Origin of the sequence: Pedococcus badiiscoriae (genome assembly GCF_013408925.1) — a bacterium.
Taxonomy (GTDB): Bacteria; Actinomycetota; Actinomycetes; order Actinomycetales; family Dermatophilaceae; genus Pedococcus; species Pedococcus badiiscoriae.
Genome location: NZ_JACCAB010000001.1, coordinates 483,995 through 510,121, shown reverse-complemented (window position 1 = coordinate 510,121; position 26,127 = coordinate 483,995). Strand labels below are relative to the sequence as shown.

Below are 26,127 nucleotides of genomic sequence, written 5' to 3'. Positions count from 1 at the left end.
GTCGCTCAGCCGGTCCAGACGCCGTCGTCCCAGGCTGCCCGCAGCACCGCGAGGTGTGGCTCGAGGTCCCACCCGCGCTCGGTCAGCCACGCATCGCTGCGGTACGTGCCGGCATACCTCTCGGACCCGTCGCACAGCAGGGAGACGATGCTGCCGCCCTCCCCGCGCTCGGCCATCTCGCACGCCAGGAGCATCGCGCCGAACAGGTTGGTGCCGGTGGAGGCGCCACCGCGCAGGCCGGTGCGTTCGGTGAGGAACCGCATGGCCGCCACGGAAGCGGCGTCGGGCACCAGCATCATCCGGTCGACGACACTCGGGACGAAGCTGGGCTCGACCCGGGGCCGGCCGATGCCCTCGATGCGCGACCCGCACGCGGCCGTGACGCCGGCGTCGTCGCCGCAGAAGGCCGGGAGGAACGCCGAGTGCTCCGGGTCGACGACGCAGACCTGGCTGGCCAGTCCCCGGTAGCGCACGTAGCGGCCGATGGTCGCGCTCGTCCCGCCGGTGCCCGCGCCGACGACGACCCAGTGCGGCACGGGATGCCGCTCGCGGCCCATCTGCTCGAAGATCGACTCCGCGATGTTGTTGTTGCCGCGCCAGTCGGTCGCGCGCTCGGCGAACGTGAACTGGTCGAGGTAGTGGCCGCCGCGGTCCTCGGCGAGCTGTCGCGCCACTTCGTAGACCTCGCCTGCGTCGTCCACGAAGTGGCACTGGCCGCCCTCGCGCTCGATGAGGGCGATCTTCTCCGGGCTGGTCGTGCGGACCATGACGGCGATGAACGGCAGTCCGAGCATCCGGGCGAAGTACGCCTCGCTCACCGCGGTGGACCCGCTCGACGCCTCGATGACCGTGGTGCCCTGGTGCAGCTCGCCGTTGCACAGGGCGTAGAGGAACAGGGACCTCGCCAGGCGGTGCTTGAGGCTGCCGGTGGGGTGCGTCGACTCGTCCTTGAGGTAGAGATCGACATCGGGCAGTCCGGGCAGCGGTACCTGCACGAGGTGGGTGTCGGCGCTGCGGTTCGCATCGGCCTGGATGCGGCGGATCGCCTCGTCGAGCCAGGGCCGGTCGGTCGGTGCGGTCGCCCTGACGTCGATCAGGGCGGGCGGCTGCTCCATCGGTCGTTCCTCACTGGCCGGAGAGGTGTGCCGCGGCCGCGGGTTCACTGCCTCGGGGTCACCTCGTCGTGGTGGGACGAAGGGTAGCCGCCGCGCTCGGGGCCCCGCTGTCAAGACTGGTTGTTGACGCTCGACGGGTCCATGCTCGGGGTATGACCCTCGCCAGCGATGACAAGGTGCTCATCCTGTTCCGTCACGCCAAGGCCGAGCAGGTCTATGGCAAGGCCGACCACGAGCGCTCACTCACCGCACGCGGTCGGCGCGACGCCATGGCGGCCGGCGCCTGGCTGCACGAGCACGAGCTGGGGCCTGAGCTCGTACTGTGCTCGACGGCCGTGCGCACCCGGCAGACGTGGGAGGCGGCGGTCGACGGTGGCGCGTGTGGCGAGACCGTCGAGTTCGACGACAGCATCTACTCCGGTGGAGCCCAGACCGTGCTGCAGACGGTTCGCGAGGCTGCGGGCGAGGCGCAGGTCGTGATGGTCGTGGGGCACAACCCGACGATGGCTGCGCTGGCCAGCGGACTGTCGGAGGGCGACGGGTCGTCGGCGGCGCACGAGTGCCTGGCCGCCGGGTTCCCCACGTCGTCGATCGCCGTGCTGCGCTATGCCGGCCCCTGGTCTGGGCTCGACATCGGCACCGCGGCGCTCGAGCGGTGCCACGTCTCACGAGGGTGACGGTCCGTGAGACCCGCGTCCCACCCTGTGGACCCGAGTCCTAGACTGCGGACATGACGACCACCGAACCGGTCCCCGGGGCAGCCATTGACGGCGTCGACATCAAGCCACGCAGCCGCGATGTGACCGACGGCCTGGAGAAGGCGGCCGCCCGGGGCATGCTCCGCGCGGTCGGCATGGGGGACGACGACTGGGTCAAGCCGCAGATCGGGGTGGCCAGTTCCTGGAACGAGATCACGCCGTGCAACCTGTCCCTCGACCGGCTCGCCAAGGCCGTCAAGGACGGCGTGCACGCCGCCGGTGGGTACCCGCTCGAGTTCGGCACGATCTCGGTCAGCGACGGGATCTCGATGGGCCACGAGGGCATGCACTTCTCCCTCGTGAGCCGAGAGATCATCGCGGACTCGGTGGAGACCGTGATGAACGCCGAGCGCCTCGACGGCTCGGTGCTGCTCGCGGGGTGTGACAAGTCGCTGCCCGGCATGCTGATGGCCGCGGCGCGCCTCGACCTGTCCAGCGTGTTCCTGTATGCCGGGTCGATCCTGCCGGGGATCGCCAAGCTGTCGGACGGGTCCGAGAAGACTGTGACGATCATCGACGCGTTCGAGGCGGTGGGTGCCTGCGCCGCGGGTCTCATGTCGCGGGCCGACGTCGACGCGATCGAGCGGGCGATCTGTCCCGGGGAGGGCGCCTGCGGTGGCATGTACACCGCCAACACGATGGCCTCTGTCGCCGAGGCCATCGGGATGTCGCTGCCGGGCTCCGCGGCGCCGCCGGCCACCGACCGTCGCCGCGACGGGTTCGCCCGCAAGTCGGGGGAGGCCGTCGTCGGACTGCTGCGGCGCGGGATCACGGCGCGGGACATCATGACGAAGGAGGCGTTCGAGAACGCCATCGCCGTGGTCATGGCCTTCGGCGGCTCGACGAACGCGGTGCTCCACCTGTTGGCCATCGCCCACGAGGCCGAGGTCGACCTGACCCTCGACGACTTCTCGCGCATCGGGGCGAAGGTGCCGCACCTGGCCGACGTCAAGCCCTTCGGCCAGTTCGTCATGACCGACATCGACCGGGTCGGGGGAGTGCCTGTGGTCATGCGCGCCCTGCTCGACGCGGGCCTGCTGCACGGTGACTGCCTGACGGTCACGGGCAGGACGATGGCCGAGAACCTCGCCGACATCGCTCCGCCCGATGTCGACGGCAAGGTCGTCCGGGCCATGAAGGAGCCGATCCACCGGACCGGCGGGATCACGATCCTCAAGGGTTCGCTCGCTCCCGGGGGTGCCGTGGTGAAGTCGGCCGGCTTCGACTCCGACGTCTTCGAGGGCACCGCGCGGGTGTTCGACGGTGAGCGCGCCGCCATGGACGCCGTCGCGCAGGGCTCGCTCAAGGCGGGCGACGTGGTGGTGATCCGCTACGAGGGACCCAAGGGTGGGCCGGGCATGCGCGAGATGCTGGCGGTCACCGGCGCCATCAAGGGCGCCGGGCTGGGCAAGGACGTGCTGCTGCTCACCGACGGCCGCTTCTCCGGCGGGACCACCGGTCTGTGCGTCGGACACGTGGCGCCGGAAGCCGTCGATGGCGGTCCCATCGCGTTCGTGCGTGACGGTGACCGCATCACGCTCGACGTCGCCGGTGGCCTGCTCGACGTGCACGTCGACGAGGCGGAGCTGGCCCGGCGCGCGGAGGGCTTCGTGCCACCGGAGTCCAAGTACCCCCGCGGCGTCCTGGCCAAGTACCGCAAGCTGGTCGGCAGCGCGAGCGGCGGCGCCGTCTGCGGCTAGTGCTCTGTGACTGAGACGACAGGTCCGGATCGTGGGACCGGCTGTCTCGTACGTTGACACCACTGGAGGTCGGCGAGAGAGTTCTCGTGTGGCACGAATTCTCGTACTTCCCTAGCGCGCAGGCCCTCATCCCGAGAGCAAGCGCGCTGCCCTCCGTCGTTCCCCACCGGAACTGGAGGGCTTTTTCATGAGCAGATCCAGCATGCGAGAACCGAAAGCGGTAGAGACGTGAGCGACGCGAAACCGGCACCGAGCCCGGCACCGAGTCCAGCCCAGACCCCGCCCGGCCCGGCTCCCAGCCCGTCCAGGCTGGCCGAGCAGGCAAAGGCGAAGGTGCCCGTCCAGGTGACGGGCGCGCAGAGCCTGGTGCTCTCCCTCGAGGCCATGGACGTCGACACGGTCTTCGGGATCCCCGGGGGCGCGATCCTGCCGGCATACGACCCGCTGCTCGACTCGGTCAAGGTCCGCCACATCCTCGTCCGGCACGAGCAGGGCGCCGGCCACGCGGCCGAGGGGTACGCGAGCGCGACCGGCAAGGTCGGGGTCTGCATGGCCACCTCCGGTCCGGGGGCCACGAACCTCGTCACCGCCATCGCCGACGCCTACATGGACTCGGTGCCGATCGTGGCCATCACCGGTCAGGTCGCCTCGGCCGCGATCGGCACGGACGCCTTCCAGGAGGCGGACATCCGCGGCATCACGATGCCGATCACCAAGCACAACTACCTCGTCACGGACGCCTCGCAGATCCCTCGCGTGATCGCGGAGGCCTTCCACATCGCGTCCACCGGGCGGCCGGGTCCGGTGCTCGTCGACATCTCCAAGGACGCGCTGCAGGCCAAGACGACCTTCGCGTGGCCACCCAAGTACGACCTGCCCGGCTACCGCCCGGTCGCCCGGCCGCACAACAAGCAGATCCGCGAGGCCGCCCGGCTCATCGCCCAGGCCAGGAGGCCGGTGTTCTACGTCGGCGGCGGGGTCATCCGCGGCAACGCCTCCGACGCGCTGCGCGAGTTCGTCGAGCTGACGCAGATCCCTGTGGTCACCACCCTGATGGCCCGCGGCGCCGTCCCCGACAGCCATCCGCTGCACCTGGGCATGCCTGGCATGCACGGCTCGGTCGCGGCCGTCACCGCCCTGCAGAAGGCGGACCTGCTCATCACCCTCGGTGCGCGCTTCGACGACCGGGTGACCGGCCAGCTGTCGACCTTCGCGCCGGAGGCCAAGGTCATCCACGCCGACATCGACCCGGCCGAGATCTCCAAGAACCGCAACGCCGACGTGCCGATCGTCGGCGACGTCCTCGAGGTCATCGGCGAGCTCGTCAAGGCCGTGGCCGCCGACCGCGACGCCGGCACGATCGGCGACTACGACGCCTGGCGCGAGCAGACGGCTGGCTGGAAGTCCACGTTCCCACTGGGCTACACCTCACCCGAGGGCGAGGAGAGCGTGGCGCCGCAGCACGTCATCGAGCGCATCGGCGCCATCAGCGGCCCGGAGTCGGTCTACGTCGCCGGCGTCGGCCAGCACCAGATGTGGGCGGCCCAGTTCGTCCAGTACGAACGCCCTAACGCGTGGCTCAACTCCGGTGGCCTCGGCACGATGGGGTATGCCGTGCCGGCCGCGATGGGCGCGAAGGTCGCCCAGCCGGACCGCGTGGTCTGGGCGATCGACGGGGACGGCTGCTTCCAGATGACCAACCAGGAGCTCGCCACCTGCGTCATCAACAACATCCCGATCAAGGTCGCGATCATCAACAACAGCAGCCTGGGCATGGTCCGCCAGTGGCAGTCGCTCTTCTACGACAAGCGGTACTCCAACACGGACCTGCACACCTCCGTGGGCAGCCGCATCCCGGACTTCGTCAAGCTCGCCGAGGCCTACGGCTGCGTCGGGCTGCGGTGCGAACGCCCGGAGGACGTCGACGCCACGATCAAGAAGGCCATGGAGATCAACGACGTCCCGGTCATCGTCGACTTCGTCGTCCACCGCGACGCCATGGTCTGGCCCATGGTCCCGGCAGGAGTCAGCAACGACGCGATCCAGGTCGCGAAGGACACCGCCCCGCAGTGGGACCGTGAAGAGGACGAGGCCACCGAACAGCCCGAGGACGCCGACAAGGACGGACGGTAATGCCGATGAGCAAGCACACCCTGTCGGTGCTGGTCGAGAACAAGCCCGGCGTCCTGGCCCGCATCGCAGCCCTGTTCTCGCGCCGCGGCTTCAACATCGACTCCCTCGCGGTGGGGCCCACCGAGCACCCGGAGATCTCGCGGATGACGGTGGTCGTCGACGTCGACGCCCTGCCCCTCGAGCAGGTCACGAAGCAGCTCAACAAGCTCATCGAGGTGCTCAAGGTCGTCGAGCTCGAGCCCACGGCCTCCGTGCAGCGCGAGATCCTGCTCGTCAAGGTCCGCACCGACGTGCACAGCCGCAGCCACGTGCTGGAGACCGTGCAGCTGTTCCGTGCCAAGGTGGTCGACGTCGCCAGCGACGCCTTGACCATCGAGGTCACCGGCAACCGCGACAAGCTGGCCGCGTTCCTCGAGGTCGTCGAGCCGTTCGGCGTCAAGGAGCTCGTCCAGTCCGGCATGGTGGCGATCGGGCGCGGCAGCCGGTCGATCACCGACCGGGCGTTGCGGACGGCGTGAGCCGCCCGGGGGCGACACCACCCGACACCACCGCCGCGGTGACCCGGCATACCTGGGTCTCGTTGCAGCCCAACAGTTCTCACTGATCATCCGAAGCAGTCCAGACAACACTAAGGAGTGGCCACCGTGGCCGAGATGTTCTACGACGACGACGCTGACCTGAGCGTGATCCAGGGCAAGAAGGTGGCCGTCATCGGCTACGGCAGCCAGGGCCATGCCCACGCTCTCAACCTGCGTGACTCCGGGGTGGACGTCCGCGTCGGCCTCGCGGAGGGCAGCAAGAGCCGCGCCAAGGCCGAGGCCGAGGGGCTGACCGTGCGGTCCGTCGCGGACGCGGTCAAGGAGGCCGACCTGGTGGTCATCCTCACGCCTGACCAGGTGCAGCGGACGGTCTACGCCAACGACATCGCCCCCAACCTCAAGGAGGGCGCCGGCCTGCTCTTCGGCCACGGCTTCAACATCCGCTTCGACTACATCAAGCCCGAGGCCGGGTCCGACGTGATCATGGTGGCCCCCAAGGGTCCCGGGCACCTGGTCCGCCGCGAGTACGTCGACGGTCGTGGGGTCCCCGTGCTGCTCGCCGTCGAGCAGGACGCGTCCGGCGGCGCCTGGGCGCTGGCCCAGTCCTATGCCAAGGCCATCGGTGGCCTGCGCGCCGGCGGCATCAAGACCACCTTCACGGAGGAGTGCGAGACCGACCTGTTCGGTGAGCAGGCGGTCCTGTGTGGTGGCGCCTCCCAGCTCGTGCAGTACGGCTTCGAGACGCTCGTCGAGGCCGGCTACCAGCCGGAGGTGGCCTACTTCGAGTGCCTCCACGAGCTCAAGCTGATCGTCGACCTGATGGTCGAGGGCGGCATCGCCAAGCAGCGATGGTCTGTCTCCGACACGGCCGAGTACGGCGACTACGTCTCCGGGCCCCGCGTCATCGACCCGCGGGTGAAGGAGAACATGCAGGCCGTGCTGGCAGACATCAAGAACGGCGCGTTCGCGAAGCGGTTCATCGACGACCAGGACGCCGGTGGTCCGGAGTTCAAGGCGCTGCGGGAGAAGGGTGCCCAGCACCCGATCGAGGGCACCGGCAAGGAGCTGCGCAAGCTCATGAGCTGGATCAAGGAGACCGACTCCGACTACGTCGAGGGCTCCGCCGCCCGCTGACGTTCCCCCTCCGGTATGCCGGCCGGTCCCCGAGGGGCCGGCCGGCATCGTCGTCCCCAGGTCCCCGGCGGCCTTGTCCAGGGTTTGTCCCCAGTTTGTCCCCAACGGTGGACAAACTCTGGACGGCCCCCGCCCGCCGTGGTCCGCGTGTCACATGTCGAGCCATGGCATCCACATGCTGAGCGCGGTCGTATGCTGACCGCGGGCACAGCGCGGTGCCGGACCCCATCAGTGACCCTTCGGTCATCCATCACTGACCCACCAAAGGACTGACACGTGAGCAAGCCGATCGTGCTGATCGCCGAGGAACTCTCTCCCGCCACCATCGACGCCCTCGGGCCCGACTTCGAGGTGCGCCACGTCGACGGCGCGGACCGTGACGCACTGCTGCCGGCACTTGCCGACGTCGACGCGGTTCTCATCCGCTCGGCCACGAAGATGGACGCCGAAGCCATCGCCGCCGCCAAGGCGCTCAAGGTGATCGCCCGTGCGGGGGTCGGCCTCGACAACGTGGACGTCCCGGCAGCGACGCAGGCCGGCGTCATGGTCGTCAACGCCCCCACGTCCAACATCACCTCAGCGGCGGAGCTCGCCGTCGGGCTGCTGCTCTCCACGGCTCGCAACATCGCCCCCGCCAACCAGGCACTCAAGGCCGGCGCCTGGAAGCGCAGCAAGTACGGCGGTGTCGAGCTGCTCGACAAGAAGGTCGGCGTCGTCGGGTTCGGTCGCATCGGCCAGCTCGTCGCCGAGCGGCTCAAGGGATTCGGCATGGAGATCCTCGCCTACGACCCCTATGTCTCGGCCCAGCGTGCCGGTCAGCTCGGGGCCCAGCTGGTCACGCTCGACGAGCTGCTCGAGCAGAGCGACTTCATCACCGTGCACCTGCCCAAGAACGCGGAGACCGTCGGCCTGATCGGCAAGGAGGCCCTGACGAAGGTCAAGCCCACCGTGCGGATCATCAACGCCGCCCGTGGCGGCATCGTCGACGAGGCCGCCCTGGCCGAGGCGCTGCGCGACGGCCGCGTCGCCGGCGCCGGCATCGACGTGTTCGCCACCGAGCCGACGACCGAGAGCCCGTTGTTCGAGCACGAGTCCGTCGTGGTGACCCCCCACCTCGGCGCGTCGACCGACGAGGCCCAGGAGAAGGCCGGGGTGTCGGTCGCGAAGTCCGTGCGGCTCGCCCTCGGCGGCGACCTCGTCCCCGACGCCGTCAACGTGTCCGGCGGAGCAGTGCCCGAGGAGGTCCGTCCCGGCATCGCCCTCGTCGAGAAGCTGGGGCGCATCTTCACCTCGCTCGCGGGCTCCGTGCCGGTCCAGCTCGATGTCGACGTGAAGGGCGAGATCACCGAGTTCGACGTGTCGATCTGGACGCTCGCCGCCCTCAAGGGCCTGTTCAACGGCGTGACCGAGGGCCCGGTGACCTACGTCAACGCGCCCCTGCTGGCCGAGCAGCGTGGCTGCGAGGTCCGTCTGCTGACCGACCCGACGATGCAGGACTTCCGCAACGTCACGACCCTGCGGGGGACCCTCGCGGACGGTGCGACGATCAGCGTATCGGGCACCCTGACCGGCCCGCGCCTCATCGAGAAGATCGTCGGCGTCAACGGCTTCGACATCGAGGTGCCCCTCACCGAGCACCTCGCCTTCTTCACCTACGTCGACCGTCCCGGGGTCATCGGCACCGTCGGCCGGCTGCTCGGCGACGCCGACGTCAACATCGCCGGTATGCAGGTGGCTCGCAACGAGAAGGGCGGCCAGGCGCTGGTGGCGCTCACCGTCGACAGCGTCATCCCCGCCGACGTGCTCGCCGCGATCGTGAGCGAGGTCGGGGCCGAGGTCAGCGTCGTCGACCTCGGCTGAGTCGCCTCAGCTGATCCGCCGGGCTGAGCCAGCTCTGAGCCAGCTCAGCTGACCCCGCCGGGCTGAGCCGGCTCAGCCCGGCGGCGGGTCGTCGTGGAGCACGAGGTTGAACATGATGCTGTCGCGCCACTGCCCGTCGAGGTAGAGGAACGCCGGGATTCGGCCGCACTCCACGAACCCGCACCGTCGCAGCACCTGCTGGGAGGCCAGGTTCGTGACGTTGGTGCTGCCTCCGAGTCGGTGCAGGCCGAGGTCCCGGGCCCGCTGCACCAGGCGCTCGAGCGAGGCCACGGCGAGGCCCCGACGCAGGTGGGCCCGGTCGATCCAGTAGCCCACGTCCGCGCCATACATGGCACCTCGCACGATGTTCTGGAGCGTCGCCGTCCCGACGACCTCGGGTCCGTGCCACAGCAGCCAGCAGTCGAACAGGCCGAGCTCGACCTGGCGCAGCCGGTCGCGGACCGCCTCGCGCTGGCCCTCCACGGTGTAGAACGCCTCGGGCCGTACGGGCGCCGGCCTGAGGTGCTCCCGGTTGCGCAGGTATGCCGCCGCGAGGGGGTCGGCGTCGTCGAGGGTCATGGGGCGCAGGGCGTAGCCGTCGGGGAGCACGTCGTCACCCTAGGCACTGACCCCGGCACGCCGCCCGGCTGACCGGAGTCGACCTCAGGAGCACTGTGGCCGCGGTCACGTCCAGCCATGTCTCACTGCGTGGGAAACGGGTGTCGTTTAGTTGGACGTCCACGTAACCTCGAAGACATGACGCGGCAGGTCGTAATTCTTATCCGCCGCGGCGAGTTCCGGTAGTCAGCCCACTCGCCGCGGAGATCCCGCGTGCGTGGCTGACAGTGGCGCCCCGTTAACCGGCGAGTGCCCGCAGAGACACCGAGAACCCACCCGAACCCGAACCCTGTTGGGACACAGGGGTATCCACGAAGGAATGGTTGACATGAGCGAAGAGGCCGCCAAGGCACGTCAGGCACTGCAGGAGTCGATGGACCTGCGCGAGCAGGGTCACTCCGACGACTGACGACTCAGCGATGGACCCGCGCACCGTCGTGGTGCGCCGACGAACGACCTCGAGCCCCTGCTCGGGGTCGTTCGTCAGGTGAGACGCCAATATCAGATCGCAAGACCGTCCTTAGGCTGGAGAACATGGCTCCCGACAGCGCTGGCAACGACACCGTCAACCTCGCCGTCATCGGCGGTGACGGGATCGGCCCGGAGGTCGTGGCCGAGGGCCTGAAGGTCCTGGAGACCGTCACGGCCAACACCGGCACCAAGTTCCAGACGACCGAGTACGACCTGGGCGCGCGTCGCTGGCACGCGACTGGCGAGACGCTGCCCGACTCCGTCCTGGAGGAGCTGCGTGGCCACGACGCGATCCTGCTCGGCGCGATCGGCGACCCGACCGTGCCGAGCGGAGTGCTCGAGCGCGGGGTGCTGCTCCCGCTGCGCTTCGCCCTCGAGCAGTACGTCAACCTGCGCCCGGCCAAGCTCTACCCGGGAGTGCTGAGCCCGCTGGCCGTGGACCGGGTGGCCCCCGAGGGCATCGACTTCGTCGTCGTCCGCGAGGGGACCGAGGGCCCCTACGTCGGCAACGGCGGCTCGTTGCGCACCGGCACCCCCCACGAGATCGCGACCGAGGTCAGCGTCAACACCCGGTTCGGCGTCGAGCGGGTCGTGCGCGATGCCTTCGCCCGTGCGCAGGCCCGGCCGCGCAAGCACCTGACCCTCGTCCACAAGCACAACGTGCTCACCCACGCCGGCCACCTGTGGCGCCGCACCGTCGAGGAGGTGGCGCGCGAGTTCCCCGAGGTCACGACGGCATACCAGCACGTCGACGCGGCCACCATCTTCCTGGCCACCGACCCCGGTCGGTTCGACGTGATCGTCACGGACAACCTCTTCGGCGACATCATCACGGACATCGCGGCCGCCGTCGTCGGCGGCATCGGCCTCGCGGCCAGCGCCAACATCAACCCCGAGCGCACGGCGCCCAGCATGTTCGAGCCCGTCCACGGGTCCGCTCCCGACATCGCGGGCCAGGCCAAGGCCGACCCGACGGCCACCATCCTCTCGGTCGGCATGCTGCTCGAGCACCTGGGCCGCACCGACGAGGCCTCCCGAGTCGAGCGCGCCGTGGCCGCCGACCTCGCCACCCGGGGGAGCGCCGTACGCAGCACGCCGCAGGTCGGCGACGCCATCGCGTCGCTGCTCTAGGTCACCGGCTGCACCCGACGTCTCCTGCCCGGGTGGTCGGCCGGGCAGGTAACCTCGGCAGGAGCAGCCCGTCCCGGCAATGGGCGACACCCAGGAGGACTCCATGAGCCAGACCACCGCACCGCTGACCTTCGAGGTCACCCGCCGCTCCGACCCGCGGCCGGACGCGGAGCGCGAGGCGGTGCTGGCCAACCCGGGGTTCGGCACGACGTTCACCGACCACATGGTCACGGCCGTGTGGCGCAAGGGCGAGGGGTGGAGCGAGGGCAAGGTCTCGGCCTACGGCCCGATCACCCTCATGCCCTCAGCTGCGGTGCTGCACTATGCGCAGGAGATCTTCGAGGGCATGAAGGCCTACCGGCACGCCGACGGGTCGATCTGGACCTTCCGCCCGGAGGCCAACGCGCAGCGGATGATGCGCAGCGCCCGCCGGATGACCCTGCCGGAGCTGCCCGAGGAGGACTTCCTCGCCTCGCTGCGCGCGCTCGTCGAGGTCGACCAGGCCTGGGTGCCCTCGGGGGCCAGCGGTGAGTCGAGCCTCTACCTGCGGCCCTTCATGTATGCCTCGGAGGCCTTCCTCGGGGTGCGTCCGGCTTCGGAGGTGACCTACTCGGTCATCGCGTCCCCGGCCGGCGCCTACTTCAGCGGCGGCATCAAGCCGGTCACGCTCTGGCTCTCGACGGACTACGCGCGCGCCGGCGAGGGCGGCACCGGTGCGGCCAAGTGCGGCGGGAACTACGCCTCCAGCCTGGCCGGCCAGCTCGAGGGGATCGAGAACGGCTGCGACCAGGCGGTCTTCCTCGACGCGTCGACGCACACCTACGTCGAGGAGCTCGGCGGGATGAACCTGTTCTTCGTGACCAAGGACAACAAGCTCGTCACGCCCGAGCTCACCGGGTCGATCCTCGAGGGCGTCACCCGCTCCTCGGTCCTGGCGCTGGCCAAGGAGATGGGGCTGGAGCCCGAGGAGCGGCGGATCCCCATCCAGGAGTGGAAGGACGGCGCGGCCAGCGGCGAGATCGTCGAGATCTTCGCCTGCGGCACGGCGGCGGTCATCACGCCCGTGGGCGAGCTGCGCTGGGCCGGCGGATCCTGCGACCACCGCAACGGCGTCGACTACGGCGAGGTGACCCGCACGATCCGTGAGCGCCTGCTCGACATCCAGTACGGCCGCACCGAGGACACCCACGGGTGGCTGACCCGTCTGGTCTGAGACGGTTTGTTCGGTTCCTCGGGCCTGTCGGGTCCTGCGCCCCCCTCACTGCCGGAATGGTTTGTGATTGGACCATTGACACGGTGAGCGGCGTGGGTGAAGCATTCGGCTCAAAGTCGTTGCGACCACGAGGAGCCCGGTATGGCCAGCGTCACCGATCTGTCCGAGGACGAACGCCGGCTGGCGGAGCTCGGGTACAAGCAAGAGCTCGACCGGTCCTGGTCCGGCTTCTCCAACTTCGCCATCTCGTTCTCGATCATCTCGATCCTGGCGGGCTGTTTCACCACCTTCGGGGTCGGCTGGAACAACGGCGGCCCGGCCGCCATCGCGTGGGGCTGGCCTATCATCAGCCTGTTCATCCTCGCCATCGGCCTGTGCATGTCCGAGCTCGTCTCCGCCTACCCGACCTCGGGCGGGATCTACTGGTGGGCCAGCAAGCTCGGCGGCGTCAAGGCCGGGTACTACACAGGCTGGCTGAACCTCATCGGGTTGCTCGCCATCGACGCGTCCGTCGCGTACGGGTGCGCCACCTTCCTCGACCTCACCATCGGCGCCTTCGACAGCGGCTACACCCCTGGTGACCTCAACCGGGTGTTCCTCTACTTCGTCGTCGTGCTCGTGCTGGTCTCGCTCATCAACATCTTCTCGGCCCACCTGCTGGCCGTGCTCAACAACATCTCGGTCTGGTGGCACGTCTTCGGCGCCCTGGCCGTCGTGCTCATCCTGTGGTTCATCCCCTCCCACCACGCGAGTGTCTCCTCGGTGTTCACCCACACGGTCAACAACACCGGGTTCATCGGCGGCAGCACCCACGGCATCGGCTTCCTGTTCTACATCCTGCCGATCTCGGCGATCCTCACCCAGTACACGATCACCGGCTACGACGCGTCCGCCCACCTCTCCGAGGAGACCCACGGCGCCGCGAACACCGCGGCCAAGGGGATCTGGCAGTCCATCGCGTACTCCGCCATCGGCGGCTGGATCCTGCTACTGACCTTCCTCTTCGCGGTCCAGGACGAGGCCGGGGTCACCAACGGCGGCGGTGCGGTCGCGACGATCTTCAGCCAGGCGCTGTCCAGCAAGTGGGCCGGCACCGTCCTGCTCATCTCGACGGCGGGGCAGTTCTTCTGCACCACGGCCTGCATGACCTCGACGACCCGGATGCTGTTCGCCTTCAGCCGGGACGGCGCGGTGCCCGGGTCGCGGCTGTGGTCGAAGCTGAGCGCCAAGCGCGTCCCGGTCAACGGGGTGATCCTCTCGGCGGTCGTCGCAGTGCTGCTCACGCTCCCGGCCCTGGTCAAGGTCAACATCGGCACGGCCAAGGCACCGATCTACGTGCCGATCGCCTTCTTTGCAGTCGTCTCCATCGGCGTCGTGGGCCTCTACGTGGCCTTCGCCGTCCCCATCTACTACCGCTGGCGGGCAGGCAACGCGTTCCCGCAGGGGTCGTGGAACCTCGGCAACAAGTGGCGCTGGCTGGCCCCCCTGGCTGTCATCGAGATCGTCATCACGTCCATCGTCGCGATGCTGCCGACGGTCAACACCGGCAACCCGTTCGACAAGCACTTCGCCTGGAAGTTCGTCAACTACACCCCCATCGTGGTCCTCGGCGCCATGGCCCTGTTGTGGGCGTTCTGGCACCTGTCGGCCAAGAAGTGGTTCACCGGGCCGAGGCACACCGTCGACGCCGACGTGTCCGAGACGTTCCGCTGACCGAGCTCGGGATCGACCACTGGCTCGACCAGATTCCCTGCCTGGCTGGTCAGGCGCGCCGGGTCGATGACCTCCCGGGCGGGCTGACCAACCACAACTACCGGGTCCGGACGGCGACGCACGACGTCGTCGTCCGGATCTCGCCGGCCAGCACGGACCTGCTCGCCGTCAACCGTGAGCACGAGTGGCTCAACAGCCGCGCGGCCGCGGCGGCAGGGGTCGGCGCCCCGGTCGTGGACTACCTGCCGGGTCAGGGCGTGCTCGTCGTCGGCTTCCTGCCGGGCAGGACGTATGCCGCGGGCGACGTGGCAGCCAACCTGGTGCGCATCGCCGCTGCCCTCCGGGTGCTCCACGCCGGGCCGCCGTTCGCGTCGGACTTCGACATCTTCGACATCCAGCGCCGCTACTGGGGCATCGTCCTCCAGCGCGGGCTGCGCGTCCCGGACGGGTATGCCGAGCTGGCCCCGCTGGCGGTGCGGGTCGAGGCCGTACTGCGCCGGTTTCCCGAACCCCGGGTTCCCTGCCACAACGACCTGTTGGCGGCGAACTTCCTCGACGACGGGGGCAACATCCGGATCGTCGACTACGAGTACTCCGGCACCAACGAGGCGTCGTTCGAGCTGGGCAACCTCGTCAACGAGTCGCAGCTGGACCGGGACCACCTGGCCGAGCTCGTCGAGGCCTACTACGGCCGCGTGGACGACCGGCTGCTGGCCAGGGCCGAGCTGTGGGGACTCGCGGGTCGCTACGCCTGGACCCTCTGGGGCGCCATCCAGCACGGCGTGTCCGACGTTGACCACGACTTCTGGGAGTTCGCGATGGAACGGTACGAGCCGGCCGCGGCGCTGTTCACGAGCGCGCGCCTGGGGCGGCTGCTCGAAGCCGCAGGCGATGGCGGTGAAGCGGCGTGAGTGAGGACCTGCCGCAGCGCGCCCGCGTCGTCATCATCGGTGGCGGGGTGATCGGCTGCAGCGTCGCCTACCACCTGGCGCACCTCGGCTGGACGGATGTCCTTCTCCTCGAACAGGGTTCGCTGTCCTGCGGCACGACCTGGCATGCCGCGGGACTGGTCGGCCAGCTTCGGGCCACGGAGGCCAGCACCCGACTGGTCCAGTACTCGACCGAGCTCTACTCCCGGCTCGAGGCGGAGACGGGGCTGGGGACCGGCTACCGCGTCTGTGGGGGCCTCACCCTCGCCCGCACCGAGGAGCGAATGGTGGCCCTGCGCCGCACCGCCGCGAGCGCCGCGGCATACGACCTCGAGTGCGAGCTGCTCACGCCCGGGGAGGCGCACGAGCGGTACCCGCTCATCCGCGCCGACGACCTCGTGGGCGCGATCTGGCTCCCCGGTGACGGGCGGGCCAACCCGACGGACCTCACCCAGGCGCTGGCGAAGGGCGCGCGGATGCGGGGGGTCCGGATTGCCGAACGGGTGCTTGTCACCGGGGTGCTGACGACCGCGGGTCGAGCCAGTGGAGTCAGGACCGACCGTGGCGACGTCGAGGCGGAGTACGTCGTGAACTGCGCCGGCCAGTGGGCCAAGGCCGTGGGGGAGCTGGCCGGGGTCACCGTGCCGCTGCACTCGGCCGAGCACTTCTACGTCGTGACCGAGCAGATCGACGGGGTGCACCGTGACCTGCCGATCCTGCGCGATCCCGACGGCTACACCTACGTCAAGGAGGAGGTGGGGGGTCTGCTCGTGGGCGGGTTCGAGCCGGTGGCCAAGCCGTGGGTCGCGCCGGACCAGATCCCGTACCCGTTCGAGTTCGCCCTCCTGGAGGAGGACTGGGAGCACTTCGAGATCCTCATGGACAGTGCCGTTCACCGCCTGCCGGTGCTCGCCGACACGGGGATCCGCAAGTTCTACAACGGACCCGAGAGCTTCACCCCCGACAACCAGTTCATCATCGGCGAGGCGCCCGAGCTCGCCGGCTTCTTCGTGGGCGCGGGCTTCAACTCCGTGGGGATCGCGTCGGCAGGTGGGGCAGGCCGCGCCCTCGCGGAGTGGATCGTCGAGGGCGAGCCGACCACCGACCTGATCAGTGCCGACATCCGCAGGTTCTCCCCGCTGGCCGGCAACAACGACTGGCTTCGCCGGCGCGTGGGTGAGGTGCTCGGGCTGCACTACGCGGTGCCGTGGCCCAACCGCGAGCTCGAGACGGGGCGGCCGCTACGGCGCTCGCCCGTCCACGACCTCGTCGTCGCCCAAGGGGCGTGCCTGGGGAGTCGCAACAACTGGGAGCGGCCGAATGTCTTTGCCCCCCAGGGTGCTCCGCCCGTCATCGACTACTCGTGGGAGCGTCCGGCGTGGGTCGACTGGTCGGTTGCCGAGCAGTTGGCGACCCGAGAGGCGGTGGCGGTCTTCGACCAGACCTCCTTCTCGAAGTACCTCGTGGTCGGGGCCGGGGCCGAGCGCGCCCTGCAGTGGGTCTGCACCGCCGACGTCGCGGTGCCCGTCGGTCGCGCCGTCTACACGGGGATGCTCAACTCGCGTGGCACCTACGAGTCCGACGTGACGGTGACCAGGACGGCCCGTGACGAGTTCTTCGTCGTCAGCAGCGCCGCGACGACGGTGCGGGACATCGACTGGATGCGCCGCCACTTCCCGCCGGACGCGGCGGCCCATGTCGTCGACCTCACGAGTGCGTATGCCGTCCTCGGCGTCATGGGACCGCGGTCCCGTGAGCTCCTGCAGCGGCTGTCGCCCGACGCGTTCGACGACGTGTCGTTCCCGTTCGCCACGAGCAGGGAGGTCAGGATCGGTCAGGCCACGGTCCGAGCGACCCGGATCACCTATGTCGGTGAGCTGGGCTGGGAGGTCTACGTCCCCACCGACCTCGCCGCAGGCGTCTACGAGGACCTGTTCGACGCGGGCAGCGATCTCGGGGTGGTTCCTGCCGGGTACTCGACCATCGAGTCGATGCGCCTGGAGAAGGGCTATCGCGCCTTTGCCCGCGAGCTCACCACCGAGACCGGGCCGGTCGTCGCCGGGCTCACCTTCGCCTGCAAGCTCGGGACCGACCACGACTTCCTCGGGCGGGCGGCGGTCGAGCGCTCCCGGTTGACGCCCCCCGCCCGCCGCATCGTCTCGTTCGTCGTGGGTGACCCGGCGGCCTACCCGTGGGGTGGCGAGCTCGTGCTGCGCGATGGCGAGCCCGTCGGGCAGGTCACCAGCGCGGCGTGGGGTGCGAGCCTGGGCAGGGGGGTCGGGCTGGCCCTCGTGGGTGACCGGGCCACCGGCGCGGCGACCGCGGACTGGCTACGCGGTGGCAGCTACGAGATCGACCTGGCGGGGACGCGGTACCCGGTGACGGTGGGGCTGCGTCCGCCGTTCGACCCCGACGGCGTCAAGCTCGCTCGCCAGACGGTGAGATGAGGAAATGGTTCTTTCGCAGACCATTGACGTGACCTCCTGGGGGGTATTGGATCTGAACGTGAGTCCCGCCCAGCCGACGTCCCTGCCGCTCGTGGTGCTGCGGCCCGCGTCCGGCAACGCGTTCGAGTCCACCGTCGAACAGCTCGCGACGGCCATCCGACTGGGGGTCTTCACCGACGGCGACCAGCTCCCGCCCGAGCGCGAGCTCGCAGAGCGCCTCGGTGTCAGTCGCAACACCCTTCGGGAGGCCATCGCGGCCCTGCGTCAGTCCGGCCTCGTCACCACGCGACGCGGCCGAGGCGGGGGCACGGTCATCACCTACGTCGGGCTGGAGCCGGGCACTGGCGAGACGCGAGTGCGCACCGGGGCCGCGCTGGCCGACGCGATGGACTTCCGCCGCGTCGTCGAACCGGGCGCCGCCGCCCTGGCCGCCACGAAGGCGCTCGCCGCCGACCAGCGGGCCTGGCTGATCGAGAGTGCCAAAGCGGCGCGGGAGGCGCCTGACAACGCCGCCCACCGGCTCGCCGACAGCCGCTTCCACCTGGCCATCGCGACGCTCTCCGGCTCCCCGATGCTCATCGAGGCGGTCACCCGCGCCCAGTCCGCGCTGCACGAGCTGCTCACGGCGATCCCCGTGCTGCCACTCAACATCGCGCACTCCAACGACCAGCACGAGGCCATCGTCGCGGCCATCCTCGGCGGGGACGCCGACACCGCGCGGGCCACCTTGGAAGAGCACTGCGACGCCACGGCAGCCCTGCTGCGCGGGTTGCTGGGCTGAGGCAGGACAGGGAGACACCATGACCACACCACCCCGGCTGACCGTCGAGGAGCTCAAGGCCGACATCGCCGCGGGCATCATCGACACCGTCATCGTGGCCTTCACCGACATGCAGGGACGGTTGCAGGGCAAGCGGATCCACAGCCAGTTCTTCCTCGACTCGGTCCTCGGGCACGGCACCGAGGGGTGCAACTACCTCCTGGCCGTGGACGTCGACATGAACACGGTCGACGGCTATGCGATCAGCTCGTGGGAGCGCGGCTACGGCGACATGATGTTCGACCTCGACCTGTCGACGCTGCGGCGCACCCCTGGCCAGCCCTACTCCGCCACGGTGCAGTGCGACCTGTCCTGGCTCGACGGGAGCGGTCCGGTCCGCCCCTCGCCGCGCTCGGTGCTCCAGGCCCAGGTGGACGCTGCGGCCGAGCTCGGCTTCGTCGCGCTCACGGGGACAGAGCTGGAGTTCATCGTCTTCGAGGAGAGCTACGAGCAGGCGTGGGACCGGCGCTACCAGGGCCTGACCGGTGCCAACCGCTACAACGTCGACTACTCGATCCTCGGCGGCACCAAGGTGGAGCCCCTGCTGCGCGACATCCGCAACGAGATGTATGCCGCGGGCGTCACCGTGGAGAGCGCGAAGGGGGAGTGCAACCCGGGGCAGCACGAGATCGCCTTCCTCTACGACGAGGTGGTGCGGACCTGTGACAACCACGTCGTCTACAAGACGGCTGCCAAGGAGATCGCGGCCAGGCACGGGCAGTCGCTGACCTTCATGGCGAAGTTCGACGAGCGCGAGGGGAACTCCTGCCACATCCACCTGTCCCTGCGCGGACTCGGTGGCGAGGCGGTCTTCGCCGACGACGACCGCGAGGGTGGACGCTCGGTGCTGTTCGAGCACTTCGTCGCGGGCATCCAGGCCACGATGCGGGACTTCACCCTGCTCTACGCGCCGAACATCAACTCCTACAAGCGGTTCCAGCCCGGGTCGTTCGCTCCCACCGCCATCGCCTGGGGCACGGACAACCGGACCTGCGCCCTGCGCGTCGTGGGGCATGGTGCGGGCCTGCGGGTCGAGAACCGCGTCCCGGGCGGCGACGTGAACCCCTACCTCGCGGTGGCGGGCATGCTCGCAGCCGGGCTGCACGGCATACGTGAGGAGCTGCCGCTCGAACCGGCGTTCGGCGGCAACGCGTATGCCTCGGACAAGGAACGCGTGCCCTCACTGCTCAGCGAGGCACGGGAGCTGTTCCTGCGCTCGACCGTCGCCCGCGCCGCGCTGGGGGACGACGTGGTCGAGCACTACGCCCACGCCGCCAAGGTCGAGCTGGCCGCCTTCAACGCGGCGGTCACCGACTGGGAGCGGGTCCGGGGGTTCGAGCGACTGTGAGCGCCGACATCCACGAAGTCCTCAACCCGGCCACCGAGGCCGTGGTGAGCCAGATCAGCCTGGCGTCCGTCGAGGACGCGGACGCAGCCATCGCCGCCGCGGAGGCCGCCGGACCCGCCTGGCGCGCCGTCGCCCCTGCCGACCGGGGCCGGTTGCTGCGCCGGTTCGCCGAGGTGGTCGACGACCACCTCGAGGAGCTGGCCCGCCTCGAGGTGGAGAACGCCGGCCACACCATCGGCAACGCCCGGTGGGAGGCGGGCAACGTCCGTGACGTCCTGACGTACTACTCGGCCGCGCCAGAACGCCACTTCGGTCGGCAGATCCCTGTGGCCGGTGGGCTCGACGTGACCTTCAAGGAGCCCCTCGGGACGGTCGGGATCATCGTGCCCTGGAACTTCCCGATGCCCATCGCCGGCTGGGGGTTCGCGCCCGCCCTGGCCGCGGGGAACACGGTCGTGCTCAAGCCGGCCGAGCTCACCCCGCTGACGGCGCTGCGCCTCGGTGAGCTGGCCCTGGAGGCAGGGCTGCCCGAGGGGGTCTTCACCGTGGTCGCGGGCAAGGGCTCGGTGGTGGGCGAGCGGTTCGTCACCCACCCCGCGGTGCGCAAGATCTGCTTCACGGGTTCTACTGCGGTGGGTCAGCGGATCATGCGCGGCGCTGCCGACCAGGTCAAGCGGATCACCCTCGAGCTCGGTGGCAAGAGCGCCAACATCGTCTTCGCCGACAGCGACCTGGAGAAGGCGGCGGCCACGGCCCCCTACGGCGTGTTCGACAACGCGGGGCAGGACTGCTGTGCGCGGAGCCGGATCCTGGTGCAGCGCAGCGTCTTCGACAGGTTCATGGAGCTCTTCGAGCCGGCCGTGGCGGGAGTCGTGGTCGCCGCTCCCGGGGACGAGGGCACGGAGATGGGGCCGCTGATCAGCGCGGGTCAGCGCGAGACCGTCCGGTCCTATGTCGAGGAGTCGCCCGAGCCGGTCGAGGTGGCCTTCCGCGGTGCAGCGCCCGAGGGCTCCGGCTACTGGTACCCACCGACGGTCGTGCTGCCCCGGGCCACGTCCGACCGCGTCTGGCAGGAAGAGGTCTTCGGGCCGGTCGTCGCGGTGATGCCGTTCGAGGACGAGGCCGACGCGATCGCGAAGGCGAACGACACGGCATACGGGCTGTCGGGCTCGATCTGGACGCGCGACGTCGGTCGTGCCCTGCGGGTGTCCCGTGGCGTCGCGGCGGGCAACCTGTCGGTCAACTCGCACAGCAGCGTGCGGTACTCCACCCCCTTCGGGGGATTCAAGCAGTCCGGCCTCGGCCGCGAGCTCGGACCAGACGCCCTGGACTCGTTCAGCGAGGTCAAGAACGTTTTCATCTCCACGGACAGCTGAGAGGACATTTCATGGCAGGCAGGCTCGCGGGCAAGGTCGCCGTCGTCACGGGCGGATGCAGCGGCATCGGGCTCGCCACGGTGCAACGCTTCGCCGAGGAGGGGGCACGGGTCGTCATCGGCGACCTCGACGACGCCGCGGGGGAGAGGATCGCCGCGCAGCTCGGCGGCGCGTTCGTCCACTGCGACGTGACGGACCCCGAGGAGGTCGAGACGCTCTTCCGCACGGCCAAGGAGCTGTTCGGCAGTGTCGACGTGGCCTTCAACAATGCGGGGATCTCGCCGCCTGACGACGACTCGATCCTCACGACCGGGCTCGACGCCTGGCGGCGCGTGCAGGAGGTCAACCTCACGAGCGTCTACCTGTGCTGCAAGGCCGTCCTGCCCTACATGCTGGAGCAGGGACGCGGCTCGATCATCAACACCGCCTCGTTCGTCGCGGTGATGGGTGCCGCCACGAGCCAGATCTCCTACACGGCCAGCAAGGGCGGCGTGCTGTCGATGTCGCGTGAGCTCGGGGTGCAGTTCGCCCGGGAGGGAGTGCGGGTCAACGCACTGTGCCCGGGGCCGGTGAACACGCCGCTGCTCCAGGAGCTGTTCGCCAAGGACCCCGAGCGGGCGGCCAGGCGCATGGTGCACATCCCGGTCGGCCGCTTCGCCGAACCCACCGAGATCGCGAATGCCGTGCTCTTCCTCGCCAGCGACGAGTCCAGCTTCATCACCGCCTCGCAGTTCCTCGTCGACGGCGGCATCAGCGGCGCGTACGTCACCCCGTTGTGAGCTCGGTGAGCCGCCCGGTCATCGGGTTGACCTGTTACGTCGAGCCGGTGACGCGAGCCGTCTGGCACGACGTCCCCAGCGCCACGGTTCCCTACTCCTACGTCCGCACCATCGAACAGGCCGGCGGGTTGGTCGTCATCATCCCGCCGCGGGCGGACGGTGACCCCGGTCTGGCAGCGGAGGTGCTCTCGCGGCTCGACGGGCTCGTCATCGCCGGCGGGGCCGACGTCGACCCCGCCCGCTACGCGCGCCCGCGACACGCCTCGGTCCAGGACTCGCGGGAGGACCGCGACGCCATGGAGCTGGCCCTGGCCACCTCTGCAGCCGAGCAACGCGTGCCCCTGCTGGGCATCTGCCGAGGCATGCAGGTGATGGCCGTCGCAGCGGGCGGTGAGCTGGAGCAGCACCTTCCGGACCGCGTGGGCCACCAGGACCATTCGCCGCACGAGGGGGCCTACGGGAGCCACCCGGTCACCACGGTCGCCGGGACCCGCGTGAACGCACTGCTCGGGGACTCCACGGTGGTGCCGAGCTACCACCACCAGGCGGTGCTGACCCACCCTGGCTTCGTCCCCTCGGCATGGGCGTCCGACGGCACGCTCGAGGCCATGGAGGACCCGGACGCGGGGTTCCGGCTGGCCGTGCAGTGGCACCCCGAGGAGGGGGATGACCCGCGCCTGTTCGAGGCCCTCGTGCGCGCGGCCGCGTCGCACCGGGAGGCGGGCACGCGCTGACCACCATGCGGACCCGGGCTTCATCCGGCGGACACGACGTGTCAGAGTGAGCCTGTGAAGTCCCGCACCGTGGCGACCGCCACCGTCATTATCGCCTAGCGCGACGAGAGCTCCTCGTCGCGCAGACCTCCCGCACCCGGGGGGTCTTTTGTTTTGGCGGGACACACCCCGAGCCAGCCAGGACGCGACGCGGGGACAATGACAGCGGGACACGAGGAAGTCCGCTCGCACCGAGCGACCGAGGAAACGGACCAGCGATGAGCGACCTGCACGTCTACGACACCACCCTGCGCGACGGTGCGCAGCAGGAGGGGCTCAACCTCTCCGTGTCGGACAAGCTGGCCATTGCCATGCACCTGGACGAGCTCGGTGTCGGCTTCATCGAGGGGGGCTGGCCGGGTGCCAACCCGAAGGACACCGAGTTCTTCGCGCGCGCCAGGACCGAGCTGGCCCTGCGCAACGCGACCCTCGCCGCGTTCGGCGCGACCAGGCGGGCCGGCGGTGTCGCGGCCGACGACCCGCAGGTCCGCGCCCTGGTGGACTCCGGGGCCCCGGTCGTCACCCTCGTCGCGAAATCCCATGTGCGCCACGTGGCTTCGGCGCTGCGCACCACTCTCGAGGAGAACCTCGCCATGGTGCGCGACACCGTCTCCTTCCTGCACGCGGAAGGACGGCGCGTCTTCCTCGACGCCGAGCACTTCTTCGACGGGTATGCCGCCGACCGCGCCTACGCGCTCGAGGTCGTCCGTGCCGCGATGGAGTCGGGAGCCGAGGTGGTCGCCCTCTGCGACACCAACGGCGGCATGCTGCCCGACCAGATCGCCGACGTGGTGGCCGACGCCGTCGGCGCGACCTCGGCGCGCGTGGGCATCCACTGCCACAACGACACCGGGTGTGCGGTGGCGAACTCGATGGCGGCGGTGGACGCGGGCGCGACCCACGTGCAGGGAACGATCAACGGGTACGGCGAGCGCACCGGTAATGCCGACCTGCTCACGGTCGTCAGCAACCTCCAGATCAAGCGGGGCCTGCCGCTGCTGGAGACCGGACGCCTGCGCGAGGCCACCCGCATCGCCCACGCGATCTCCGAGATCACCAACGTGCCGCCGTACTCGCGCCAGCCCTACGTCGGTGCCAGCGCGTTCGCGCACAAGGCGGGTCTGCACGCCAGCGCCATCAAGGTCGACCCTGACCTCTACCAGCACACCGATCCCCAGCACGTGGGCAACGACATGCGGATGCTGGTGTCCGACATGGCTGGTCGCGCGAGCATCGAGCTCAAGGGCCGCGAGCTGGGCTACGACCTCTCGGACGACAACGAGCTGCTCACCCGCGTGCTGGCCAGGGTCAAGGACCTCGAGCTGCGTGGCTACACCTTCGACGCGGCCGATGCCTCGTTCGAGCTGCTGCTGCGCCGCGAGGTCGAGGGCGGTGGCTACGACTTCTTCGAGGTCGAGTCCTGGCGCGTCATCACGGATGCCCGTGGCGGCGAGGACGCCCTGTCGGAGGCGACCGTCAAGGTGGTCGCGGGAGGCGAGCGGGTGGTCGCCACGGGCGAGGGGAACGGTCCCGTGAACGCCCTCGACCACGCGTTGCGCCGGGCGCTGGCCCCCGCCTACCCCGAGCTCGACAAGCTCGAGCTGATCGACTTCCGGGTGCGCATCCTCGACGCGGCCCACGGTACGGACGCGGTGACCCGCGTGCTCATCGAGACCTCCGACGGCTCGACGTCGTGGGAGACCATCGGGGTCGCCGGCAACATCATCGAGGCGTCATGGCACGCGCTCGTGGATGGTGTCACCTACGGACTCGTGCGCGCCGGCGTCCCGGTCCGGTAGGCCGGTCCGCTGGTCCCGGCCGGTGGGCCAGTCCTCGGGGTCAGTCGGTCCCTGACTCGATGGCGGCCCGGTCCAGGGCGTCGTCGTCCGAGTCCGCCTGTGCTGCATGGGGATTCGACGAGATGGCCTTGGCGCCGCCGGGCTCGAGGTCACCGACGAGGTCCTGGTGACGGGCCACGAGCTGGCCCTGCGCGGCATACAGCTCGAGCTTGGCACGCGAGTCGGCGATGTCGAGGTTGCGCATGGTCAGCTGGCCGATCCGGTCGACCGGACCGAAGGCGGCACCCTCGGTGCGCTCCATCGAGAGCTTCTCGGGGTGGTAGCTGAACGCGGGGCCAGTGGTGTCGACGATCGTGTAGTCGTCGCCCCTGCGCAGCCGGAGCGTGACCTCGCCGGTGACGACCGAGGCGACCCATCGCTGCAGGGACTCGCGCAGCATGAGCGACTGGGGGTCGAGCCAGCGGCCTTCGTAGAGCAGCCGCCCCAGGCGACGGCCCTCGGCGTGGTAGTTCGCGACCGTGTCCTCGTTGTGGATCGCGTTGAGCAGTCGCTCGTACGTGATCCAGAGCAGGGCCAGGCCGGGAGCTTCGTAGATGCCGCGGCTCTTGGCCTCGATGATCCGGTTCTCGATCTGGTCGGACATCCCGAGGCCGTGGCGGCCGCCGATCCTGTTGGCCGCGTCGACCAGCGCCACCGCGTCGGGGAACGTCTCACCGTTGATGGCGACCGGACGTCCCTGCTCGAACCGCACCGTGACGTCCTCGGTGGCGATCGCGACCGACTCGTCCCAGAAGGCCACGCCCATGATCGGCTCGACGATCTCCATGCTCTCGCTGAGGAACTCGAGCGTCTTGGCCTCGTGGGTGGCGCCCCAGATGTTGGCGTCGGTGGAGTAGGCCTTCTCGGTGCTCGACCGGTAGGGCAGGTCGCGGGCGAGGAGCCACTCGGACATCTCCTTGCGGCCGCCGAGCTCGGTCACGAAGTCGGCGTCGAGCCAGGGCTTGTAGATGCGCAGGGCCGGGTTGGCCAGCAGGCCGTAGCGGTAGAACCGCTCGATGTCGTTGCCCTTGAAGGTGGAGCCATCGCCCCAGATCTCGACCCCGTCATCCTTCATCGCGCGCACGAGCAGGGTGCCGGTGACGACGCGGCCCAGGGGAGTGGTGTTGAAGTAGGTCTTGCCGCCGCTGCGGATGTGGAAGGCGCCGCACGCGATGGCGGACAGGCCCTCCTCGACGAGAGCGGGACGGCAGTCGACCAGGCGCGCGAGCTCGGCGCCGTACTGGCCGGCACGGTCAGGGACCGTGTCGATCTCCGGCTCGTCGTACTGGCCGAGGTTCGCGGTGTAGGTGCAGGGAATCGCCCCCTTCTCGCGCATCCAGGCAACGGCGACCGAGGTGTCCAGACCGCCCGAGAAGGCGATCCCGACACGCTCACCAACAGGCAGGGACGTCAGAACTTTCGACACGGTAGG

General features: G+C 69.8%; 21 protein-coding genes. 18 read left to right on the top strand and 3 right to left on the bottom strand.

What is annotated here, in order from left to right; all coding sequences use genetic code 11:
* Window positions 1–5: 5 nt before the first annotated feature.
* Window positions 6–1,115, bottom strand: coding sequence for a PLP-dependent cysteine synthase family protein (locus BJ986_RS02425; RefSeq protein ID WP_179420552.1), 1,110 nt, complete (start codon window positions 1,113–1,115; stop codon window positions 6–8).
* 152 nt (window positions 1,116–1,267) lie between these two features.
* Here BJ986_RS02425 and BJ986_RS02420 point away from each other — a divergent pair, with 152 nt between their 5' ends.
* The 6 genes from BJ986_RS02420 to serA all read left to right on the top strand — a co-directional run bounded on the left by BJ986_RS02420 (window position 1,268) and on the right by serA (window position 9,239).
* Window positions 1,268–1,792, top strand: a complete 525-nt coding sequence (locus tag BJ986_RS02420; RefSeq protein ID WP_179420551.1) for a SixA phosphatase family protein — start codon at window positions 1,268–1,270, stop codon at window positions 1,790–1,792.
* Window positions 1,793–1,845: 53 nt separating this feature from the next.
* A complete protein-coding gene (ilvD, locus tag BJ986_RS02415; protein ID WP_179420550.1) occupies window positions 1,846–3,573 on the top strand; it encodes a dihydroxy-acid dehydratase in 1,728 nt (575 codons plus the stop codon).
* A 333-nt stretch (window positions 3,574–3,906) separates the two neighbouring features.
* Complete coding sequence (locus BJ986_RS02410) at window positions 3,907–5,706, top strand: acetolactate synthase large subunit (protein WP_420372053.1); 1,800 nt, start codon at window positions 3,907–3,909, stop codon at window positions 5,704–5,706.
* 5 nt (window positions 5,707–5,711) lie between these two features.
* Entirely contained in the window at window positions 5,712–6,224 is a 513-nt protein-coding gene (ilvN, locus tag BJ986_RS02405) for an acetolactate synthase small subunit (RefSeq protein ID WP_179420548.1), read from the top strand.
* Window positions 6,225–6,350: 126 nt separating this feature from the next.
* Complete coding sequence (ilvC, locus tag BJ986_RS02400; protein ID WP_179420547.1) at window positions 6,351–7,379, top strand: ketol-acid reductoisomerase; 1,029 nt, start codon at window positions 6,351–6,353, stop codon at window positions 7,377–7,379.
* A 276-nt stretch (window positions 7,380–7,655) separates the two neighbouring features.
* Complete coding sequence (gene serA / locus BJ986_RS02395) at window positions 7,656–9,239, top strand: phosphoglycerate dehydrogenase (protein WP_179420546.1); 1,584 nt, start codon at window positions 7,656–7,658, stop codon at window positions 9,237–9,239.
* A 72-nt stretch (window positions 9,240–9,311) separates the two neighbouring features.
* Here serA and BJ986_RS02390 read toward each other — a convergent pair whose 3' ends face one another.
* Window positions 9,312–9,848 (bottom strand): GNAT family N-acetyltransferase, encoded by a 537-nt coding sequence (locus BJ986_RS02390; protein WP_179420545.1) that lies wholly within the window; start codon window positions 9,846–9,848, stop codon window positions 9,312–9,314.
* 328 nt (window positions 9,849–10,176) lie between these two features.
* Here BJ986_RS02390 and BJ986_RS02385 point away from each other — a divergent pair, with 328 nt between their 5' ends.
* The 12 genes from BJ986_RS02385 (at window position 10,177) to cimA (ending at window position 24,656) form a co-directional block, all read left to right on the top strand.
* Window positions 10,177–10,266, top strand: coding sequence for a 3-isopropylmalate dehydrogenase (locus tag BJ986_RS02385; RefSeq protein ID WP_202881163.1), 90 nt, complete (start codon window positions 10,177–10,179; stop codon window positions 10,264–10,266).
* Between the two features lie 125 nt (window positions 10,267–10,391).
* Complete coding sequence (locus BJ986_RS02380; RefSeq protein ID WP_179420544.1) at window positions 10,392–11,459, top strand: 3-isopropylmalate dehydrogenase; 1,068 nt, start codon at window positions 10,392–10,394, stop codon at window positions 11,457–11,459.
* Window positions 11,460–11,562: 103 nt separating this feature from the next.
* A complete protein-coding gene (locus tag BJ986_RS02375; RefSeq protein ID WP_179420543.1) occupies window positions 11,563–12,672 on the top strand; it encodes a branched-chain amino acid aminotransferase in 1,110 nt (369 codons plus the stop codon).
* Between the two features lie 141 nt (window positions 12,673–12,813).
* Entirely contained in the window at window positions 12,814–14,385 is a 1,572-nt protein-coding gene (locus tag BJ986_RS02370) for an amino acid permease (RefSeq protein ID WP_179420542.1), read from the top strand.
* The gene (locus tag BJ986_RS02365) at window positions 14,328–15,296 is read left to right on the top strand and encodes a phosphotransferase (RefSeq protein ID WP_337794676.1); all 969 of its coding nucleotides are present in this window, start codon (window positions 14,328–14,330) and stop codon (window positions 15,294–15,296) included. The genes BJ986_RS02370 and BJ986_RS02365 overlap by 58 nt, the downstream gene beginning before the upstream one ends.
* The gene (locus BJ986_RS02360; protein ID WP_179420541.1) at window positions 15,293–17,761 is read left to right on the top strand and encodes an FAD-dependent oxidoreductase; all 2,469 of its coding nucleotides are present in this window, start codon (window positions 15,293–15,295) and stop codon (window positions 17,759–17,761) included. Before BJ986_RS02365 ends, BJ986_RS02360 begins: the two co-directional genes overlap by 4 nt.
* A 58-nt stretch (window positions 17,762–17,819) precedes the next feature.
* Window positions 17,820–18,542 carry a FadR/GntR family transcriptional regulator gene (locus tag BJ986_RS02355; RefSeq protein ID WP_337794675.1) on the top strand — a complete coding sequence of 241 codons (723 nt, stop codon included), beginning with the start codon at window positions 17,820–17,822 and terminating at the stop codon, window positions 18,540–18,542.
* Between the two features lie 19 nt (window positions 18,543–18,561).
* Complete coding sequence (locus BJ986_RS02350; RefSeq protein ID WP_179420539.1) at window positions 18,562–19,929, top strand: glutamine synthetase family protein; 1,368 nt, start codon at window positions 18,562–18,564, stop codon at window positions 19,927–19,929.
* Entirely contained in the window at window positions 19,926–21,305 is a 1,380-nt protein-coding gene (locus BJ986_RS02345) for an aldehyde dehydrogenase family protein (protein WP_337794674.1), read from the top strand. Before BJ986_RS02350 ends, BJ986_RS02345 begins: the two co-directional genes overlap by 4 nt.
* 11 nt (window positions 21,306–21,316) lie before the next feature.
* Window positions 21,317–22,084, top strand: coding sequence for a 3-oxoacyl-ACP reductase (locus tag BJ986_RS02340; RefSeq protein WP_179420538.1), 768 nt, complete (start codon window positions 21,317–21,319; stop codon window positions 22,082–22,084).
* A gap of 5 nt (window positions 22,085–22,089) precedes the next feature.
* Window positions 22,090–22,818: a gamma-glutamyl-gamma-aminobutyrate hydrolase family protein gene (locus BJ986_RS02335; protein ID WP_179420537.1), complete on the top strand. Its 729-nt coding sequence runs from the start codon at window positions 22,090–22,092 to the stop codon at window positions 22,816–22,818.
* A gap of 257 nt (window positions 22,819–23,075) precedes the next feature.
* Window positions 23,076–24,656, top strand: coding sequence for a citramalate synthase (gene cimA / locus BJ986_RS02330; protein WP_179420536.1), 1,581 nt, complete (start codon window positions 23,076–23,078; stop codon window positions 24,654–24,656).
* Between the two features lie 40 nt (window positions 24,657–24,696).
* On the opposite strand, the gene argG is transcribed toward cimA, so the two are convergent.
* On the bottom strand, window positions 24,697–26,121 hold the full coding sequence (gene argG / locus BJ986_RS02325; RefSeq protein ID WP_179420535.1) for an argininosuccinate synthase: 1,425 nt from the start codon (window positions 26,119–26,121) through the stop codon (window positions 24,697–24,699).
* Between the last annotated feature and the right edge of the window lie 6 nt (window positions 26,122–26,127).

What these genes read in the sequence shown, in the direction of transcription:
- BJ986_RS02425 (WP_179420552.1), bottom strand. Translation starts at nt 1,115, where the DNA reads ATGGAGCAGCCGCCCGCCCTGATCGACGTCAGGGCGACCGCACCGACC.
- BJ986_RS02420 (WP_179420551.1), top strand. Translation starts at nt 1,268, where the DNA reads ATGACCCTCGCCAGCGATGACAAGGTGCTCATCCTGTTCCGTCACGCC.
- ilvD (WP_179420550.1), top strand. Translation starts at nt 1,846, where the DNA reads ATGACGACCACCGAACCGGTCCCCGGGGCAGCCATTGACGGCGTCGAC.
- ilvN (WP_179420548.1), top strand. Translation starts at nt 5,712, where the DNA reads ATGAGCAAGCACACCCTGTCGGTGCTGGTCGAGAACAAGCCCGGCGTC.
- BJ986_RS02385 (WP_202881163.1), top strand. Translation starts at nt 10,177, where the DNA reads ATGGTTGACATGAGCGAAGAGGCCGCCAAGGCACGTCAGGCACTGCAG.
- BJ986_RS02380 (WP_179420544.1), top strand. Translation starts at nt 10,392, where the DNA reads ATGGCTCCCGACAGCGCTGGCAACGACACCGTCAACCTCGCCGTCATC.
- BJ986_RS02375 (WP_179420543.1), top strand. Translation starts at nt 11,563, where the DNA reads ATGAGCCAGACCACCGCACCGCTGACCTTCGAGGTCACCCGCCGCTCC.
- BJ986_RS02370 (WP_179420542.1), top strand. Translation starts at nt 12,814, where the DNA reads ATGGCCAGCGTCACCGATCTGTCCGAGGACGAACGCCGGCTGGCGGAG.
- BJ986_RS02350 (WP_179420539.1), top strand. Translation starts at nt 18,562, where the DNA reads ATGACCACACCACCCCGGCTGACCGTCGAGGAGCTCAAGGCCGACATC.
- BJ986_RS02340 (WP_179420538.1), top strand. Translation starts at nt 21,317, where the DNA reads ATGGCAGGCAGGCTCGCGGGCAAGGTCGCCGTCGTCACGGGCGGATGC.
- cimA (WP_179420536.1), top strand. Translation starts at nt 23,076, where the DNA reads ATGAGCGACCTGCACGTCTACGACACCACCCTGCGCGACGGTGCGCAG.